The sequence below is a fragment of the Armatimonadota bacterium genome (assembly GCA_025059775.1).
Classification (GTDB): Bacteria; Sysuimicrobiota; Sysuimicrobiia; order Sysuimicrobiales; family Sysuimicrobiaceae; genus Sysuimicrobium.
Genome location: JANXCW010000020.1, coordinates 13,884 through 31,036 on the forward strand (window position 1 = coordinate 13,884; position 17,153 = coordinate 31,036).

Annotated in this window: 24 protein-coding genes, 1 tRNA gene and 1 pseudogene; 10 read left to right on the forward strand and 16 right to left on the reverse strand. The window is 69.2% G+C overall.

Going from position 1 to position 17,153, the window contains the following annotated elements; all coding sequences use genetic code 11:
• Positions 1 to 37: 37 nt before the first annotated feature.
• Entirely contained in the window at positions 38 to 535 is a 498-nt protein-coding gene (locus N0A24_11280; GenBank protein MCS7173930.1) for an NUDIX hydrolase, read from the forward strand.
• Here N0A24_11280 and N0A24_11285 read toward each other — a convergent pair.
• Positions 499 to 1,011, reverse strand: coding sequence for a DinB family protein (locus tag N0A24_11285; protein ID MCS7173931.1), 513 nt, complete (start codon positions 1,009 to 1,011; stop codon positions 499 to 501). The two genes, N0A24_11280 and N0A24_11285, sit on opposite strands and share 37 nt — an antisense overlap.
• Positions 1,012 to 1,049: 38 nt before the next feature.
• The gene (locus tag N0A24_11290) at positions 1,050 to 1,451 is read right to left on the reverse strand and encodes a hypothetical protein (protein MCS7173932.1); all 402 of its coding nucleotides are present in this window, start codon (positions 1,449 to 1,451) and stop codon (positions 1,050 to 1,052) included.
• Between the two features lie 94 nt (positions 1,452 to 1,545).
• On the opposite strand from N0A24_11290, the gene N0A24_11295 reads away from it, so the two are divergent.
• Entirely contained in the window at positions 1,546 to 2,010 is a 465-nt protein-coding gene (locus N0A24_11295) for a hypothetical protein (GenBank protein ID MCS7173933.1), read from the forward strand.
• Between the two features lie 91 nt (positions 2,011 to 2,101).
• Here N0A24_11295 and N0A24_11300 read toward each other — a convergent pair whose 3' ends face one another.
• From N0A24_11300 to N0A24_11325, 6 genes are all read right to left on the reverse strand, one after another.
• The gene (locus tag N0A24_11300) at positions 2,102 to 2,515 is read right to left on the reverse strand and encodes a DUF2182 domain-containing protein (GenBank protein ID MCS7173934.1); all 414 of its coding nucleotides are present in this window, start codon (positions 2,513 to 2,515) and stop codon (positions 2,102 to 2,104) included.
• Complete coding sequence (locus N0A24_11305) at positions 2,506 to 2,820, reverse strand: DUF2182 domain-containing protein (protein MCS7173935.1); 315 nt, start codon at positions 2,818 to 2,820, stop codon at positions 2,506 to 2,508. The genes N0A24_11300 and N0A24_11305 overlap by 10 nt, the downstream gene beginning before the upstream one ends.
• Positions 2,817 to 3,440, reverse strand: coding sequence for a DUF1326 domain-containing protein (locus N0A24_11310; protein ID MCS7173936.1), 624 nt, complete (start codon positions 3,438 to 3,440; stop codon positions 2,817 to 2,819). Before N0A24_11310 ends, N0A24_11305 begins: the two co-directional genes overlap by 4 nt.
• Positions 3,441 to 3,780: 340 nt before the next feature.
• Entirely contained in the window at positions 3,781 to 4,053 is a 273-nt protein-coding gene (locus N0A24_11315) for a hypothetical protein (GenBank protein MCS7173937.1), read from the reverse strand.
• A gap of 472 nt (positions 4,054 to 4,525) precedes the next feature.
• Positions 4,526 to 5,173, reverse strand: coding sequence for a class I SAM-dependent methyltransferase (locus N0A24_11320; protein ID MCS7173938.1), 648 nt, complete (start codon positions 5,171 to 5,173; stop codon positions 4,526 to 4,528).
• A gap of 308 nt (positions 5,174 to 5,481) precedes the next feature.
• Positions 5,482 to 5,940: an alpha/beta hydrolase gene (locus tag N0A24_11325; protein ID MCS7173939.1), complete on the reverse strand. Its 459-nt coding sequence runs from the start codon at positions 5,938 to 5,940 to the stop codon at positions 5,482 to 5,484.
• A gap of 381 nt (positions 5,941 to 6,321) precedes the next feature.
• On the opposite strand from N0A24_11325, the pseudogene N0A24_11330 reads away from it, so the two are divergent.
• The 3 genes and pseudogenes from N0A24_11330 (at position 6,322) to N0A24_11340 (ending at position 7,983) form a co-directional block, all read left to right on the forward strand.
• A pseudogene (locus tag N0A24_11330) lies at positions 6,322 to 6,536 on the forward strand (cyclic nucleotide-binding domain-containing protein).
• Between the two features lie 111 nt (positions 6,537 to 6,647).
• The gene (locus N0A24_11335) at positions 6,648 to 6,923 is read left to right on the forward strand and encodes a helix-turn-helix domain-containing protein (protein ID MCS7173940.1); all 276 of its coding nucleotides are present in this window, start codon (positions 6,648 to 6,650) and stop codon (positions 6,921 to 6,923) included.
• Positions 6,924 to 7,005: 82 nt separating this feature from the next.
• The gene (locus N0A24_11340; protein ID MCS7173941.1) at positions 7,006 to 7,983 is read left to right on the forward strand and encodes an NAD-dependent epimerase/dehydratase family protein; all 978 of its coding nucleotides are present in this window, start codon (positions 7,006 to 7,008) and stop codon (positions 7,981 to 7,983) included.
• On the opposite strand, the gene N0A24_11345 is transcribed toward N0A24_11340, so the two are convergent.
• From N0A24_11345 to N0A24_11355, 3 genes are read right to left on the reverse strand one after another with little or no spacing between them, the layout of a single operon-like run.
• Positions 7,932 to 8,198, reverse strand: coding sequence for a GntR family transcriptional regulator (locus tag N0A24_11345; GenBank protein ID MCS7173942.1), 267 nt, complete (start codon positions 8,196 to 8,198; stop codon positions 7,932 to 7,934). The genes N0A24_11340 and N0A24_11345 overlap by 52 nt on opposite strands.
• Before the next feature lie 33 nt (positions 8,199 to 8,231).
• On the reverse strand, positions 8,232 to 9,161 hold the full coding sequence (locus N0A24_11350) for an MBL fold metallo-hydrolase (GenBank protein MCS7173943.1): 930 nt from the start codon (positions 9,159 to 9,161) through the stop codon (positions 8,232 to 8,234).
• 9 nt (positions 9,162 to 9,170) lie between these two features.
• The gene (locus N0A24_11355; GenBank protein MCS7173944.1) at positions 9,171 to 10,175 is read right to left on the reverse strand and encodes an MBL fold metallo-hydrolase; all 1,005 of its coding nucleotides are present in this window, start codon (positions 10,173 to 10,175) and stop codon (positions 9,171 to 9,173) included.
• A gap of 105 nt (positions 10,176 to 10,280) precedes the next feature.
• Between N0A24_11355 and N0A24_11360 the strand changes: the two genes are divergently transcribed.
• Entirely contained in the window at positions 10,281 to 10,952 is a 672-nt protein-coding gene (locus N0A24_11360) for a phenylalanine--tRNA ligase beta subunit-related protein (GenBank protein ID MCS7173945.1), read from the forward strand.
• On the opposite strand, the gene N0A24_11365 is transcribed toward N0A24_11360, so the two are convergent.
• Together N0A24_11365 and N0A24_11370 are read right to left on the reverse strand one after the other, a co-directional pair.
• Positions 10,939 to 11,463 (reverse strand): hypothetical protein, encoded by a 525-nt coding sequence (locus tag N0A24_11365; protein MCS7173946.1) that lies wholly within the window; start codon positions 11,461 to 11,463, stop codon positions 10,939 to 10,941. The genes N0A24_11360 and N0A24_11365 overlap by 14 nt on opposite strands.
• Positions 11,464 to 11,499: 36 nt before the next feature.
• Complete coding sequence (locus N0A24_11370; protein MCS7173947.1) at positions 11,500 to 13,356, reverse strand: APC family permease; 1,857 nt, start codon at positions 13,354 to 13,356, stop codon at positions 11,500 to 11,502.
• 39 nt (positions 13,357 to 13,395) lie between these two features.
• Between N0A24_11370 and ccmA the strand changes: the two genes are divergently transcribed.
• From ccmA to N0A24_11385, 3 genes are all read left to right on the forward strand, one after another.
• Positions 13,396 to 14,313 carry a heme ABC exporter ATP-binding protein CcmA gene (gene ccmA, locus N0A24_11375; protein MCS7173948.1) on the forward strand — a complete coding sequence of 306 codons (918 nt, stop codon included), beginning with the start codon at positions 13,396 to 13,398 and terminating at the stop codon, positions 14,311 to 14,313.
• Positions 14,306 to 15,112, forward strand: coding sequence for a hypothetical protein (locus N0A24_11380; protein ID MCS7173949.1), 807 nt, complete (start codon positions 14,306 to 14,308; stop codon positions 15,110 to 15,112). The genes ccmA and N0A24_11380 overlap by 8 nt, the downstream gene beginning before the upstream one ends.
• Before the next feature lie 61 nt (positions 15,113 to 15,173).
• A tRNA-Ser gene (locus N0A24_11385) sits at positions 15,174 to 15,261 on the forward strand.
• 40 nt (positions 15,262 to 15,301) lie between these two features.
• On the opposite strand, the gene N0A24_11390 is transcribed toward N0A24_11385, so the two are convergent.
• The 3 genes from N0A24_11390 to N0A24_11400 form a co-directional block, all read right to left on the reverse strand.
• On the reverse strand, positions 15,302 to 15,778 hold the full coding sequence (locus N0A24_11390; protein MCS7173950.1) for an OsmC family protein: 477 nt from the start codon (positions 15,776 to 15,778) through the stop codon (positions 15,302 to 15,304).
• A 25-nt stretch (positions 15,779 to 15,803) separates the two neighbouring features.
• Positions 15,804 to 16,013, reverse strand: coding sequence for a DUF2892 domain-containing protein (locus N0A24_11395; protein MCS7173951.1), 210 nt, complete (start codon positions 16,011 to 16,013; stop codon positions 15,804 to 15,806).
• Positions 16,014 to 16,156: 143 nt separating this feature from the next.
• On the reverse strand, positions 16,157 to 16,408 hold the full coding sequence (locus N0A24_11400) for a tyrosine-protein phosphatase (GenBank protein MCS7173952.1): 252 nt from the start codon (positions 16,406 to 16,408) through the stop codon (positions 16,157 to 16,159).
• A gap of 242 nt (positions 16,409 to 16,650) precedes the next feature.
• Here N0A24_11400 and N0A24_11405 point away from each other — a divergent pair.
• On the forward strand, positions 16,651 to 17,153 hold a 503-nt coding region (locus tag N0A24_11405; protein ID MCS7173953.1), incomplete at its 3' end, for a sodium-dependent bicarbonate transport family permease.

Consider the following 17,153-nt stretch of genomic DNA (forward strand, 5'->3'; position numbering starts at 1 on the left):
GTCCACACGGATTCAGTGTACCGTGGAAGGAGGAGCCGTGCGGGAAGCCCGCGAATCCGCCCGGGGGGATAGCGTGGTAAAGCAATCCGTAGCACTGCTCGTGTATCCGCCGGGCGCGCGCGACCGCTTCGTGGTGGTCCGAAGGCCGGAGCATGCGGGAGAGGAGCTGGCGGGCCTGTGGGGCCTGCCCGCGGCCACCCTCCGACCCGGGGAAGAGGAGACCGAGGCCGCGCACCGGATAGCCCGGGAGAAGCTGGGGACCACGGTGCGTCTCATGGGCGTGCGTGCCCGAGGCATCCAGGAAAGACCGGGGTACCGGCTGGAGATGCGCCTCTACGAGGCGGAGCTCATAGGCCCAGAGCCCCGGCTCCCGCCTCCCCCGCCCGACCCCAAGATCACCTACTACACCGCCTGGCGGTGGGCCGATGCCGCCGCCCTGCGGGAAGCCGCACAGCAGGGGTCCCTGTGCGCCCGCCTAGCCCTCGAGGCCCTCGGGCCTTACTCCTCCACGGGCTCAAACATGAGCACGGAGTAGTCCAGGTTCTCCGCGGGGATCCCCAACTGTCGCAGCATGGCCATGACCTGCGCCCGGTGGTGCACCTCGTGGAAGAGGAGCTGGGTGGCGATGCCCGCCGCGGTGGTGCGGTAGCGCCGCGGACGTCCCCCGAGAGGGATGACGTACTCCGCGGGCCGGTTCCAGTCCTCCATGCTGCGAAGGACCCGGCGGGTCTCCTCCGCCTGGCGGGCCCAAGCTTCCGCAAACGGCGGGAAAGTTCCCTGCGCATGCGGGGCGAAGGGCCGTTCCTGCGGCGGAGGTACCGGCTCTCCCAGCAGGCGCCGCACGTATCCCCATTCCGCACTCGCGGTGTGCACCAGGGTGGCCCGAATGCTGCGCAGACCAAAGGGGAATTCCTGCGTGTACTGCTCCTGCGAGAGCCCACCCACCCATTCCAGCAGCCGCCCCCGCGCCTTCACCAGATACTCATAGGCATCCGCCGGGTGAATCCCCATACCGCATCCCTCCCTTGCGATTGCTCAAACCCCTCATGCTACCGCCGGACGTCGGGAGGCACTTCCAACCGGCATCGGGGCAGGAGCTCCCGAAGCCGCGCCAGCCACGCCCGGGCGAGGGCAGCCGCGGTGGTCCCGTTCGCCTGCCCGTCCGCGGGGGTCACGGTGACGAGGAGCTGGTCCCCTATGTAGATCGCCTGGCCGCCGGGGATCTCACGCAGGGTGATGGTGGCGGCGGTAATCCGCTGTCGGGCGTAGGCCTGAACGAGGCGAAGCCGAACCGCTTCCCGCCGCTGCGCCACCGTCTGGCCAGCCGCGGCCGTCCGGATGCGGAAGGCCACCTCATTGCAAAGGTAGATGGTCCCGTCCTCCCCCGAACCCTGGGCGAGTGCCACGTGGCCGAGGAGCAGGACCGCGAAGGGCACCGCCAGACGTAGCATCCACCACCTCCTCCCTCTCCCGGTCCCTCTCTGAATTCCGCCTGTGCCAGAACTGCGCTACCATTGTAGGACAAAGGACCGAAGGGGGAGAGAGTTGCGGCCGCCGTACCGCGAGTGGGAGGAGTGGTTCGAGGCCTTCGGGCGCATCTACCGGTTCGAGTTCCGGGGGCCGGTGGAGGAGCCGCCCCGGTGGGAGGTTCGGCTGCGGGATCCGGAGGGAGCCTTGCTCTTCCCGCAGCCCGTGCGGGGCCGCACGGAGGACGAGGCCCGGTGGCGGGCGGAGGAGGTGGTGCACATGTGGGCCGCGGTCCGGCGGCTGCACGCGGCGGCTTGCCGGGCGGCGGCCCGGGCGACGCCCGGGGCGGAGGTGGTGCTGAACGAGCGGGCCGACGAGCTACAGGTGGAACTCCTGGGCGGCTGGTCGCTGCAGGTCCCCTTCGTGGCCTCCCGGGCAGACGCCATGGACGCGGCGCGGACCGAACAGGAGTGGGAGGCTGCCCTGGAGAGCCACTTCCGGGCCTACGGTGTCCCGTCGGGCGGGCAGGGAGCACCGGGCTGACGGACAGGGGCGGCAGGCTGTGTGAGGGCGCGGTTCAGTGGGCTGTCCGCCGCCACACCGGGTGCACGTTCGGCTGCGTTCCTGCCAGCCGCTACGCCAGGGTTGCGCGCACCAGGGTAGCCAGCCCCCAGACGAGGATGGCTGCCCCGCTGGCGCGGGCAAAGACCGGGCCTGCCGGAAGGACCTTCTCGGCAAAGACCAGAGCGGTCACCGCCAGCATGGCGGGCAGGTTCATGAGGCCCAGGGGGAAGAGGACGAGGAACAGAGACCAGCAGCAGCCCAGGCAGTAAAGCCCGTGTTGCACCCCCATCCGCAGCGCGCCGACGCTGCCGTCGCGCCAAAAGCCCAGGACGAAGCCCAGCGGGGTCCGGCACCGGCGCAGGCACGCGTGCTTGAAAGGCGAGAACTGGTACAGGCCGGCCAGGACCAGAACCGCCCCGGTGGCCGCCGGTCCTTCCAGGCCCAGTCCGGCCCTCTCCGCCAGCCCGCGGGCTTCTAGGGCCACCGCGCCGAACGCGGCCCACACAAGCAGGTAGCCGGCCAGGAGACCCAGGTGGGCACGGCGGAGCGGCCGTGGTGACGCTTGCCCGCCTGGATCCGGTCGAAGGTGAGGAGCATGGGAGCGGCGGCGGGCAGCATCATGGCGGCCATCATCACCGTCCAGCTGCCGACGAACAGCACGGGGTGCATGTCCATGGAGTCGGCCCCGGTGGCCTGCCACACCACCACCGCCCATGCGGCAACCGCCAGGAGCAGCAGGACCGCGAGGAGTCGCCCGCGGCCCTGCCAGGGTGCCGCGCGGTCGCTCACGGCCCGGTCCACCGGAACGCCGCGTAGTCCGCGTTCTTGCCCACGTTGTTCCACTCCAGGCCGTGGTCGGTGTACCGGCTCACCACCCCGGAGGCCTGGAAGACTTCCGGAAAGAGCGGGTGCGCGTTGCGCTTGACCAGGTCTTCCTCCGGGTTCGCACCGGGAACAGCGGCCACCACGGCTTCCAGGATGCCCTCGATCCGGGCGGCCCGCTTGCGGCCCTGGTTGTGGTATTCGATGGGCACGGCCTTGGCTCCGAGGTTCGTGCCCACGAGCGGCGCCAGGGCGGCCAGGGGGCCTCCCGCGCTGCCGGAGAAGATGGCCCCCAGCGCCTGCTGTTGCTCCGTGGAGGCGCGGGCGTCCAAGTAGGCCGCCACGGTCCAGTTCCCCTCCCCCATCGGTCCAGGGATGTGGATGGCGAGGACCACGTTGAGCCCGGCCAGGTCCACGCTCCCGTAACGGCCCCGGTCTAGGTGGAAGGCAAGGTACACGTTGCAGTGGCCCTGGTCCGGCCGGGCCTGCAGGGGTCCCAGGGGCGAGACCTCACAGGGGCAGACCACGTCGCAGCTGCAGTTTTCGAAGTACTCGCAGGAGATCTCCCAACGGGGTCCTTGGCTCACGGCGTCACCCCCAGCTCCTGGTATAGGACTCCGCGGTCGAAGTACTCGCGCTCCGCGAGGATCTTGCCGTCCTGCACTTCGATCCCTTCGAAATCGCGGCGCGAGACTTGGGGGAAGGTTGGGGCGAACGTGCCTGGCAAACCACTGCGCGGCGTCTTTCGCGGACTCCCAAACCTCCACCACCCGCCAGCCGCCCTCCACGGGGTAGCCGAAGTGCATGAGGAAGCCCGGAGCCTCCCGGAGGGCCTCGCCGAGGAGCCGGATCGTCTCCTCGTATCCCTCCCGGGTTTGGCCCGGGACGTCCGCGGTGACCACGACGGCCATGGCTCCGCCCCCTTCCTCAGCTGCCCTTCATCCCGTGCAGCGCCCGGATCTGCTCCGGGGTAAACCGCTGGACCGGGAGCACCCGCGTACGGGAGCGCATCCCGGGGGGAATGTGGCGGCTCACTTCCTCCGGTCGGCTGGCCTCGACCACGGTCCAGCCCATGTGGACGCCCGCCGGGCAACCCCACTCCAGGTTGTCGAGGAACCCAGGATCGTGCTCCAGGAGCGCGTCCAGGTCCGCGAGGCACTGCTCCGCGGTGTGGTGGGTTTCGATCAGGTAGCGGGTCACGGCACCCTCCTTCGTCTGGGAGATAACGGCAGGATAATTGCTTTCGGTGCCGGCCGCAGTGAGCGCGAGCACGCCAGGAAGATGAGGTGCATCACAGGCGAGGGTGGCGGAAAGGTCTGACACGGGGCGGCCCGGGTGGTATCCTGGGGCGGCCGGGTGGTTCGTCGGCCGGGGCCGGAGTGTCCTCCGGGGTGGGGGTGGGGGATGCGAGAGAATGCGGGGAACGTGTTCACGGCCGTCCCTCTGTTCGCCGGGCGTAGCCGGGACGAGCTGGCCGCGCTGCCACAGCCGTGCGGGTGCGTGTAGAAAACCAGCTGGCCGAGCGGGTGTGTCTGGGGGTGAGGCCCTGCTGCGCCGCACGCTGCGCGGCCAGCCGCTATTCTTCGCACGGCGTGGTCGAGATCTTCTTCGGGCCGCGCAGCGGACCGTCCGCTGCAACCGGTTGTTAGCATGCACTCGCGAGCGTCCATCGCTACGGTCGCTCGCCAGCAGCCCAGAGGAAGACGTTGTCGTACCGGACGCTCCCATCGGGGCGCATGTGGGCGCGGTCGGCATTTGCATACACGGCGCGGACCGCGGCTTCCCCGCTGTGCGCAATGGCCGCCTGGTTCACGCCGGCCGCCGCATTCCCGCGCCATGATGCCTCGGTGCTCGGCCAGACGAAGGGACAGGCGACCTCGCTCTCCTCCATGACGCGCAAGCCCGCCGCTTCGAGGAGGCCCGCCAGCGCCCCCGGTTCGGACAGCGCTCCTGGATGCGGCGGGACAGCGCCGGGCGGCGGGGGCGGCATCAGTGGCCCGAGCGCCGGCATCACGGCGCTTAAGAATTCGCATTTCTCGGGCGGCCCCCAGGCCGTGACGACCACCCGACCGCCACTCCGGGCGACGCGCACGAGCTCGCGCATGGCGGCCGCCATGTCTGCTGCGTAAAAGACGCTGTTGACGGCCACAACCGCGTCGAAGCTGGCGTCGGCGAAGGGGAGGTCCTCCAGATCCCTTCCCGGACATCGGCCCCGGGAAACCGCTGCCGCGCGATAGCCACAAGCCCCGGTGCGGCGTCCAGAGCGGCCACCTGCGCGCCGCGGAAGCTCGCCAGTACCGACAGGAGCCCCGCGCCGCATCCGGCATCGAATAGGCGCGTGCCTTTGGTCACCCGCGCGGCATCCAGAGCCGCGCCGAACAGCGGCAAGCACACCTGCTCCGTGTAGGTGGCCCAGTCCTGAGCACGGGCCCCCCAAAGTTGACCTTGGATTCTTGCATTGCCCATAAGTAAACCTCCGTGATGTTTAACGATTCAGACAAGGGCGCTTGCAGACCTGTCCATGCATGCGAACGCCCGGCATCAGCGGCGGGCCGCGCAAGTGACTCCGCGCTTCTAGCTTCAAGACCTGGAACCACGGATGCGCGGCACCAAATGACCGCTGTGCGGTCAAGTATCCCGGGTCTTCTGGCTGGGCATACAGTAGTGGGTCAAGGCAGGAATGTCCAAGCCGTGAAGCCACATCGAGAGGAGTTGGTCGCGCGTTTGCTGCCATCGCGCAGGATCCTGGAGCGATCGCAGCGCCCCAAGAAAGGGCGGCAGGTCCAGAACGGTCCAGTCGAGCAGCACGAGCTTGGGGATACGAGCACCCAGCCTGCGGCGCAACTCGATGGCGACCCAGCCCGCATGGGACAGCGCCACCGGCACCACCAGGTCCGCCTGGCTCGCCTCGATCACGGCGAGGGCATCGTCAGGGAGGTCACTGGCGCCGAAATCATCGGCAGGCCTCGCCGACTGTCCATGCCCGCGCCAGTCGGGCGCCAGTGCACGTCTCCGCGTGGCGCAGCGCCGTGCGAGTTCATCGAAGACCCTACGACTAGCACACCAGCCCGGCATGAAGAGGAGCACCAGCCCTCCTTAGCCCTGGTCGTCGTAGCTGATTTGTATCCCCTGTGATGGAACTTCTGGCATTTGGCTCCCCCGTTTGCGCCTAACAGTTTTTTCTCGATCAGTTGGCTTTCACCGGACAGGCTAGCGGCTTTGGGGGCGGTGCGGGAGGAAGGGGGGCACAGAGATCAGGTGAAATGCGTCACAGGTCCGGATTCGTCCGGGGTGACGGGAAGAGCCCTGGGGTGGTACGATCGGACTACGTGGGGTGGGTCACCCGGCCCGGGGCAGTGTGGATTCTCAGGCAAGGAGAGGGGGTGTGTCGTGTCCATCGGAGCCATTCTGGCCCAGACCTTCCTGTTCGAAGGGAATCCTCCCGAGCAGCTCGAATCGTTGGCGACGGTGGCCCGTCGGCGCCGCTACGCCCGCGGGGAAGCCATCTTCCGGGAAGGGGATCCTCCAGTTGGGCTCTACGTGATCGAGCAGGGCCACGTGAAGGTGGCGCTCTCCTCGCCGGCAGGGAAAGAGCGCATCCTGGCGCTGTGGGCCCCGGAGACGTTGTGGGGGAGGTTGAGATGCCGGATGGCAGTGTGCGGTCCGCGGATGCCGTGGCACAGGAGGACTCCGTGCTGGTCTCCCTGCCACGGGAGGGCTTCACGGAGTTCCTGCAGCGGCATCCCGAAACGGCACCGCGCATGCTGCACCTGCTGAGCCAGCGGATGCGCAGCATGCAGCTTCGGGTCTATCACTCCGCCTTCCTCAACGTGCGGGGGCGGCTGGCTTGGGCGCTGCTGCAGCTCGGCGAGCAGGAAGCGCCGGGTCCTGAAGGGGGCGTGTTCTGCCCCCGTCTCACCCAGGCCGAGATCGCCCACCTCCTAATCGGTGCTACTCGGGAGAGCGTGAACCGGTGGTTGCGGTGGTTCGAGCATGCCGGTGCCATCCGCCGGTCAGGAGGGCGCGTGGCTCTGGTGAACGTGGAGCGGCTGCGGCGCGAGGTCTACTGACGGAGCTCCAAAGGGACGGCGGTCCCTTGGCCTGCCGCGGGGCCTTCCACTCCGGCCAAGAATCCGTAAGAGCGACCCCTGGATGCGGGCCTTCGTGACGGGATCCACGGGATTCATCGGAAGCCAGCTCACGGCCCTGCTGCGGGCCCACGGGTGGCAGGTGCGGGGGCTCATGCGGCCCGGCCGAGACCCCGCGCGCCTGCGCGCGCTGGGAGCGGAAGGGGTCTTCGGAACCCTGGAGGACCTCCCGGTGCTCGTGCGGGCATGCGAGGGGTGCGACGTGGTTTTCCACGTGGCCGCGGCCCTGGGCCCGGGCACGGATGTGCAGACCCTTTTCCGCGTGAACGTGGACGGGACCGAGAACGTGCTGCGGGCTGCTTCCTCCGCCCGCGTGGGACGGGTGGTGTTCACGAGCTCCGTCGCGGTGTACGGGGAGGCCGCACCGGAAGGGGCCGACGAGGACACACCCCCGCATCCCAGCGGCCCCTATGGCGAATCCAAAGTACGGGCGGAGGCGCTCTGCCGACGGTACATGGAGGAGCGGGGGCTTGCCGTGACGATCCTGCGGCCTTGCTTCGTGTACGGCCCAGAAGACCCCTACTTTCTGCCCACCGCGGTCTCCATCCTCCGGGGCGGATGGTTCCCCGTGGTGGAGGGAGGACGACTCCCAGTGGATCTCGTGCACGTGGAGGATGTGGCGAAAGCCCACCTACTGGCGGCCACCGTCCCCCAAGCCGCGGGCCGTGCCTACAACATCACCGATGGGAGACGCAGATCCCTCCGGTCCCTGGTGGAGCTGGGAGCCCGGGCGCTGGGTGTCCGGGTACGGCTGGTGCCCGTGCCCCGCTTCCTGGCCCGACCAGGGGCCGTGGTCCTACGGGCGCTTGGGGAACTGCTCCGCGTTCCGGGGCGGGAGCTGCTGACCCCTGACAACCTCCAGGCCATGTGCGCCCCGCACCACTTCAGCATCGCGCGGGCCCGGAGGGAGCTGGGATACGAGCCCACGCGTCAGGTGGAGGAGGTCTTGCCGGTGCTGCTCCGGGAGTTCGCGGGAAGCTGACCTGCCACGAACACCCCCACCCGCGGCCGGATCACCACCAGGCCCTCCCGCGCCAGGGCCTGCAGAGCAGACAACACGGTCTTAGGGCTCGCGCCGAAGCGGGCCGCGAGAACGTCCACGGACGCCAGCCGCGCTCCAGGGGGTTGCTGGAGGAGCTCTCTCCGGAGCACCTCCGCGATCGTGTGTTGGATTCCCCGACGATGTCTTCCGCGCACCCCCACCCCCTCCGCAAAACCCGGAAACTCTCCTTACCCGGAAGCCGGTCGGACCTTCTCGAAGTAGCGGACAAAACCCAGAACGTTGAGCCGGTAGCTGGCGGCCGTCTCCTGTCTCGCGGCGGTTTGTGCTCCGCACCGGGCCTCGAGCTCGGGGTCCAGATAGCGCCGGAGCCGCTCGGTGAGCCGCTCTACGTCCTCCCCTGCCTCCCATCCGGGCCGCAGCACCTCCGCCATCTCCCGCAGCCTCCGACGCATCTCCTGGAATACCACCTCGGGGTCCTCTCGCACGCCGAAGTGGGTGAGGGCCAGACGCCGGGGAGCGAGCTCCGTCAGTCGGTCCAGGGTGCGATCCCACCGCTCCAGGTCCAGCTCCGGAGGGGGTGTAGGGGGTCGCACCACCGGGCATCCCGGCAGGGACACGCCCGCCGCGTCTCCCGTGAACATCAGGCCGGTCCGTTCGTCCAGGAACACGTGGTGGTGATTCGCATGTCCAGGGGTCTCCACGGCCCGGAGCACACGGCCTCCCACACGCAGGCGTTCCCCGTCCTGCACCGCCACGATCCGCTCCGCGGGCACCGGGGCCACCTCGCCCCACAGCACCTCCAGCAGGTCCCCGTACAGACGCCGGGCGCTGCGCAGCAGGCGCTCGGGGTTTGCGAGGTGCGGGGCGCCCACGGGGTGCACGAAGACGCGAAGGTGGGGGTTCCGGCGGACGAGGACGCCCGCGGCCCCCGCGTGGTCCAGGTGGATGTGGGTGACCACCACGCTCCGGAGATCCGCGACTCCAAGCCCGTGCTCCGCGAGTCCCGCCTCAAGGGCCCTCAGGCACGAGCTGGGGCCGGTCTCCACCAACGCGGGCTCCTCCCCCAGGAGAAGGTATGCGCCGAGCACCTGAGGGTTTCCTCCCAGCCCCAGGTCCACCAACACAACATCCGCCTCGACCACCTGCGTCCGCGTCATGCCCCTCCCTCACTCTTCCGGACGGAGGCGGATCTCCGGGGAGCCGCCCAGGGGTCGGTACCGGATGCGGTGGTTCGTGGTGCGGACCACATATCCCTCCGCCCGCAGCCACTCCAGGTGCGCCAGGGTCTCGGAGAGGGCGAAGGCCACCTCCTCCTGTCGGAGGTCGGGGCCGAAAATCTCCCGGGCCACCTCGTAGGCCAAGGCGCCCTCTTGCGGGAGCGATCGGAGGATGGCCGTGAGTCGGTGGGCGTGGTGATCCAGCAGCCAGTCCACCCGGTCGGTCCACTCCGCGAAGGGATCCCCATGGCCCGGTAGGGCAAGACGAACCGGGAGGTTGCGGACCCGGTTGAGGGAGCTCAGGTAGTCCCGAAGGGGGTTTGGGCTTGCCCCGGGGTACAGGGCGATGTTGGGAGAGATGGTGGGGAGCACGTGGTCCCCGCAGAACATCCGCCCTCGGGGGTCCAGGAGCACGATGTGCCCGTCGCTGTGTCCCGGGACGCTGTACACCCGTGCCTCAAACCCGCCCCAGGTGAAGAGCTCGCCCTCGTGTAAGGCGCGTACTTCCCCGAAGGGCGCCACCAGGGAGGCAACCCGCCGGGATCGCTGCACCACCTCCTGGACGAGAGCTTCCGGCATGCCGTGGGCCACGTACAGCTCCGCCACGGTCTTGAGCCGTTCCTCCAGGGGGCCCATCCACACCCTTCGCGCAGTCTTTGCTTCCTCCTCCGACAGGAAGATGTAAGCTCCCGTTCGCCGCTGAATATCCCCCGCGAGGCCGATGTGGTCGGGGTGCGCGTGGGTGAGCACGATGGCCCGGAGGGCCTCCAACGGGATCCCTGCGGTGTCCAGGGCCTCCTCAAGCGCCTCCATAGCCTGAGGGGTGCGGATCCCCGTGTCGATCAAGAGGGCTCCGGAGTCCGTGCGCACCAGGTAGCTATTGACCGTGCCCACGGGGAACGGCACCGGGATCCGGATCCACATCAGATCTTCCTCCACGAAGGCGATGGCCATGGTCGCTGCATACCCTCCCGCACGTGGGCTCCATTCCACCATTCCAGACGCGGGAGGCAAAATCAAGCTACGGACAGAGGACCATCCGGTTTGGGAGGCTCGAGGGTGGAGCTCCAGCTCGCTCCGGAACTTGCAGGGCGAATCCGTCTGGGCGTGGCCCACGTGGAGGGGTTGGTGGTCACGCGGGAGGCCCCTGAGATCTGGGCGGAGGCGGAGCGTCTCGGGGAGGTCCTCCGAGGGCGGTACGTGGGGCGTGCGCCCGGTGCGATCGAGGCCCTCCGGTATGCCCGGGAGCTGTACCGGCTGCTGGGGGAGGATCCCACGAAGAACCGGCCTTCCTCCGAGGCCCTCCTGCGCCGCGTCCTGCGGGGGGAAAGTCTTCCCCGCATCAACCTGCTGGTGGACGTGGTGAACCTGTGCTCCCTGGAGTTCGGTCTCCCCATCGGGCTCTACGATCTGGACCGCGTGCAGGGGGAGGTGTGTGTGCGGCTCGGCCGGCCCGGCGAGGCCTATGAGTCCCTGGGAAAGGGACTCTTCCGGGCGCAGGGACGGCTGGTGGTGGCGGATGCGGAGGGACCCGTGGGCGGGCCCACCAACGACTCCCTCCGGACCGCCATCACGGAGCGCACACGGAGGTGCCTTGCGGTGATCTTCGCACCTGCCTCGTATCCCGCCCTTCGGATGGCGGACCATGTGCGGGTGCTGGGGGAACGGGTCGTCCGGCACGGAGGGGGCCGCGTGATCCAGACCCACATCCTCCCGCCTACCGTCCGGTGAGCACCTGCACGCTTGCGATGACCGCGTCGCACTCCCGTTGTCCCTGCCGCCACCGCTCGATGGGCTTCGCGCATACCACGTGCACCAGACGCGCAGGCTCCACCACGAGGAGCCCGATCCCCGCCCATTGGGCTTCCGCCGCGGTCCCGGTTCCCTCGAACCGGTAGCGCTCGGGTTCCGGACCCTCCTCCCGCTGGAACTTCGCCACCCCGTGGAAGGGGAGGAGGGAGAAGGCCAGCTGCCGCAGGGCCTCCTCGGAGGCGGCCGCGTCGGAGAGCACCCGTACGCTGATGAACTCCGCGTACCTAAACGGATCCGGGCGGGGTCCCGCGGGGGAGGGAACGATCTGAACCCAATTCCCCTCCGGCACGGTGAGGACCTTCCAGCCCTGGGGATGACGGAGGACGATCCCCAGCTCGGTGTTCCGGTACTCCACGAGCTGCACGCGAGGACTCTGGCAGGCGAGGAGCCCCAGACACGCCACCATCAGGGCAGAGAGCCGACGCCCCATACCCTTCCGAGTGTACCGCACCGCACTCGGGCGGGGCTACTTGGTGAGGTAGTACGGCACGTCCGCCAGGACCTTGTAGCGGCGCAGGCGCCGCTGGCGGAACAGCAGCGCGAACTTCAGCATGAGGGCAGTCTGGTTGTGGAGCAGGTGATGCCACCACTTGCGTGGCACAAACTCCGGCAGGACCACGGTGAGGGCGGTGTCGGGTCCCGCCTCCCGCTGCACCTGGTCCAGGTACAGGAGGATGGGCCCCACCACGGAGCGGTACGGGGAGGGAAGGACCACCAGGGGCACGTCGGGAACCCAGCGCTCCCATTTCCGCTCGATCTCCTCCCGGGCGCCGGGCTCGATCTCCACGTACACCGCGGTGACGTCGTCGCTCACCGCCTTGGCATACCGCAGGGCCTCCAGGATCCCTCGGTGCACCGCGTTCACAGGTACGATGACCTTGTGGGCCTTGAAGGGACGGGGAGGCTTCGCACGCTCCAGGGAGAGCTGGTGGGCCACGTCCTCGTAGTGCCGATGGACAGCCCGCATGAGGAGGACGAAGGCGCCGATGACGAACACCGTGATCCAGGCACCCTCCAGGAACTTCACCACCGCCACCTCTATGCCCACCACCGCGGTACAGAAGGCTCCGAAGGCGTTGATGCCGAGCTTCAACCGCCAGCGGCCGGCCCGCTCCACGAGCCAGTGGCGCACCATGCCGGCCTGGGAGAGGGTGAAGGCCACAAACACCCCCACCATGTAGAGGGGGATGAGGTTATGGACGGTGGCGCGGAACAGCACGATAAGCAGGGAAGCCATAGCCCCGAGTAGCAGGATCCCGTTGGCGAACACAAGTCGGTCACCGAGATTGGCCAGCTGCCGGGGCAGGTACCGGTCTCGGGCGAGGATGGAGGCCAGCCGGGGGAAGTCGGCGAACGCGGTATTGGCCGCGAGCACCAGGATCAGCATGGTGGCCGCCTGCACCGCGTAGTAAGTCCCGCTTCCCTCGAACACGGCCCGGGCGATTTGGGAAACCACCGTCTCGTCTTCGCGTGGCAGGATGCCCATCTCCCGGGCCAGGAGGCTGGTGCCGAAGAAGAGGCTGCCCAGCAAGGCGACCATGAGGAGCAGCACGCGGCTGGCGTTCCGCGGTTCCGGGGGGTAGAAGGCCTGGACCCCGTTGCTCACCGCCTCGATTCCGGTCAGGGCGGCGGTTCCGGAGGCGAAGGCCCGCAGGAGGAGGAACAGGGTGAGGGGCTGGATGGTGGGTGGGGTTTCCATCGGAGCTGCGTGTGGCAGCGTGCCGTTGAGCCAGCGCCAGACCCCGAGCGCGATGGTGGCACCGAAACAGAGGAGGAAGGAGTAGGTGGGGATGGCAAAGAGGGTTCCGGATTCCCGTACCCCTCGCAGGTTGGCGAGGGTGATCAAGGCGATGAGCCCAAGGGCAAGCTCGACCCGGTAGGGGAAGAATTCGGGGACCGCGGAGGTGATGGCGGCCACGCCCGCGGAGACGCTGACGGCCACCGTGAGGATGTAGTCGACCAGCAACGCCGCGGCCGCCACAAGGCCTGGAAGCGTGCCCAGGTTCTCGTGGGCGACGATGTAGGCACCGCCTCCGGAGGGGTAGGCATGGATGGTCTGGTAGTAGGAGAAGGCCACGATGGCCATGAGGCCCACGATGGCCATGGAGATGGGCACGGTGAGGCCCACCGCCGCGGTGCCCGCGAGGATCAAAACCCGGAGGATTTCCTCCGTGGCGTAGGTACTGCTGGAGAGGGCGTCCGCCCCGAAGACCGCAAGCCCCTTGACCTTCGTAAGGCGCTCGTGCCGGAGACGCTGGGTCTCCAGGGGGCTGCCGACGAGGGCTCGCCACAGGGCAGCCGGTAGGGCTCGCGTGCGCAGCACAATTGCCTATATACTCCGGCCCACGGGGAGGTGCAAGCGGTGCTGGCCTTCCAGGACGTCTGCGCGGGCTACGGGGCTTCCCCGGTGCTCCGGGGAGTGACCGTGACGTTCGGACCCGGTCTGCACGTGGTCCTGGGGCCGAACGGCGCGGGCAAGACCACCCTCTTCCGGGTGGGGGCCGGGATCCTCCCCCCGTACGGAGGCTGCGTGCGGATCTTCGGCCAGGAGCTTTACCGGAACCCCCAGGCAAAGCGCCACGTGGCCTATCTTCCCCACCGCCCCGCCTTGCATCCCGGCCTCACGGTGCAGGAGAACCTGGAGTTCTGGGCCCGGGTTGTGGGGATCCCGTTGGGGGCCCGCGCCACCAGGATTCGGGAGGCTCTGGAGCGGCTCGGCCTGCTTGACCTCGCCCTCCGTCGTGCGGGGACCCTGAGCCGGGGGCAGGCCCAACGGGTGGCCGCGGCCCGGGCGCTGGTGCAGGAGGCCCGGGTCCTGCTCCTGGACGAACCCACGGCCGGGATGGATCCCGAGGCCGCCCGGACCCTGCGGACGCTGGTGCGGGACCTCGCCCGCTCGGGGTGTACGGTCCTCCTCAGCACCCACAACCTGTATGAGGCGAGCGAGTTGGGAGAGGACGTGGTCCTGCTCGGCGCGGGTCGGATCCTGGGCCGGGGAACCGCGGAGGAGCTGCGGGAACGCTTCGCGCCACGGCGACGGGTAGCCCTGCGGGTGGTAGGAGAGCCAGGGAGGGTCTTCGCGGAGTTGGGGCTCGCGGGCGTACGAGAAGGGAGCCGGTGGGTGGTGGAGGTGGGGGGGGACGAGGAAGTGGGGCGGCTTGTGCGAGCCCTGGTGGAGGCGGGCGTGGAGGTACGGGAGGTGACGGGCCTGAGAACCCCCCTGGAGGAGGTGTACTTCGGGCTGCTGGAGGGGTTGCCGGATGGCTGGAGAGATGAGTGAGCTGAGGAACGCCGGACGTCTGTGTGGGGCCCTCCTGTGGCGGGTGGTCCGGGATCAGAGGCAGAGGCTGCTCCTTGCGCCCCTCGGGTACGGAATCCTCGCCCTCACCGTCATGCTGCTGCCGGTCTACCTCCCAGGCGGTCCGCAGACCGCCGGGCGACTCCGGGAAGGATTGGGGATACTGATCGGGCCTCTCCCGGACCATCCCCTCGCGGTGGCCCTCGCCCTGGTGGTGGTGCAGGGCCCATACCTGGTGGGGGTCCTGGCCTCGGTGGCGGGGGCGGTGTTGAGTCAGGCCACGGTCACGAGCGAGACGGCCCGGGGAGGCCTCGAACTCCTCCTGAGCGCGCCCTACCGGCCCCGGGAGGTCTTCGCCGCGTTCCTCGTGAGCTCGTTCCTCTTGGTGGTCTTCTCCTGGGCGGTGCTCACCGCGGTGGCCATCGGACTCCCGCTTCTCATGCTTGCCTGGCTCGGCGCCCCCCGGATCCCCTCTTTCTATGTGGGCATCGCCCTCTTCGTGCCGCTCCCCATGGCCCTGTGGGCGGACCTCATCGCATCCGCGGTGACCCTCGCCTTCCCCTCCCTCGGCCTCCTCCGGGTGGGGACGGGCAGTACTCTGGGCTCAAGCCTGGCTATCGCGCCGGCGATGGGAGCGCTTCTGTTCGTGACCATCCGACCCGAGGTCCATCCCGCAAAGATGGGAGGCGTAGCCCTGCTCCTCGGCCTGGGCGCGGTGGGCCTCGGCCTTGTGCTGTTCTCCCGGGTCTTCCGGGTGGGGGCTCTGCTGGAGGGGTTGTAGGGGCACCGCCCCTACGTTACTAACAGGCTGCGGTGCAGAAGTGGTAGACTGAGAGAAGGTCGGAGGGGTGCACCGAACTGGCTAAGGGGCCGGTCTCGAAAACCGGTGGGCGCAAGCCCTTGTGGGTTCGAGTCCCACCCCCTCCGCCACAACCCCCCTTTTTCCACCTGAGTCCCGTACACGGGCGCTCTACACTGTCGTCTGTTCTCCCATCTCCGGGTCGGCCACAGGTTCGCCGTCCAGCCGCACCTGGACGTCCACAGGGATCCCCTGGCGGACGCTGGCGGTGACGATGCAGAAGTCCTCGAACAGCTTCAGGCACCGGTCCACGGCCGGCTGCTGCGCGGGGTCTACGCCCGACAGGTCCAGCTGCGCGCGAATCCGCGCGATGCGCCAGCGGCCGCGCTCGTTGCGCCGCACCTCTACCTCCACCTCCGCCGCCACCTCGGCCGCGGCCCGGCTGCGTTCCAGGCAGTAGCGAAGGCTGCTGGCCAGGCAGTGGCCCAGGGCCGTGGCCACCAGCCGCGCGGGGTTCGGCCCCGCCCCCTCGCCCAGGGGCGGAGGCTCGTCCACCACCAGGGTCCACTCCGGTCGGTCCATCTCCACCCGGAACCGGTACCCGCCCTCGGGCCGCAGGGCCACGTGGGCCCGCATCACCTCCGACATCTCCCCGCCTCCCTGGCTGCGCCCTTCAGGTCCTCGCCCGGCCGCAGGTGTTGACCCCCAGCAGCGCCCACAGGGGGCACCAGCCCACGACGCCGGTGATCAAGCCCGCCGCCGCCACCACGTACAGCACGTACCCGAGCGCGGTGGCGCCCTGCCGCAGGGCCAGCAGCAGCGCCACCAGCCCCACCACCACCCGCACGATCCGGTCCACCGTTCCCGCGTTGCACGCCCGCATGGCCGTCAACCCCCTTTCGGCCCCCTAATACCATACCCAGTAGGGTATTGTCAAGACCGGAGCCGTCCCTCCGGCGCTTCAACGGCTCCCCAGGAAGGCCACACGGTCCCGGTAGGCCGCGAGGTGTCGAGTGGGCAGCAGAACTAGCCCCGCAGCTGGCGCGCGGCCCAATCGACCAGATCCTCCTGTTCGCCCGTTTCCGGGCACGAACCGGCCTCCTTCACCCGCCGGACGGCCTCTGCACGGTCCAGCCCTAACGCCATCAGCACACACGCCGCGAAGGTGCCCGTCCTGCCGATCCCAGCCCCACAGTGGACGAGCACGCCGGCGCCCTGTTGCAGCCGACGCGCGACTTCCGACGCGAGGCGCACAAACCCGGCGCGATCCTCGGGCACCCCGTGGTCCGGCCCGCCTTTGTTTTGCCGCTGATTTTAGCAAACCCGTACGCCTGTGGGTGAGAGACGGGCGGCCGTGGCTCGCACCCGAACCGCGGGCAGCGAAACCACGTGAAACGCGGAACGTGTGGAGGGGAACCGAGGTTCCAAAAATGCGTCAGGGCTTTTGAGGGTGGCCCAGAGACGACGGTGGGTGCGCTGCGGCTTGAACCAGCAGTTGCGCGCCGGTAAGATTCGATGCCATGGACGTGCTGGAGCTGGTGCGCCTCAACCTGCTGTCCCCGATGGTGTTGGCGTTCTTCCTCGGGGCCGCGGCCAGGCTCGTGGACAGCGACCTCAGCTTCCCCGAGGCCCTGTACACGGCTCTGTCCATCTACCTCCTCTTCGCCATCGGCCTCAAGGGCGGCGTGGAGCTGTCCAAAACACCTCTCTCCGTCATCCTGTGGCCGGCCCTGGCCACCTTGTTCCTCAGTGTGGCGCGGCCCGCCTTGAGCTACGTCCTGGCCCGGCGGTTTCTCAAGGTGGACCGCGTGGAGGCAGCGGCACTTGCCGCCCACTACGGGTCGGTCTCCGCGGTCACCTTCCTGGCGGCCCTCGGCTTCGTCCGGGCTGCGGGGGACTTCGCGGAGGGATTTCTGCCCACCCTGGTCGCCCTGTTAGAGGTCCCGGGAATCGTTCTGGCCCTCTTCCTGGCCCGGCGCAGGGGTGGGGCTCCGGGCGACGCCGTTCGGGAGGTTCTGACGGG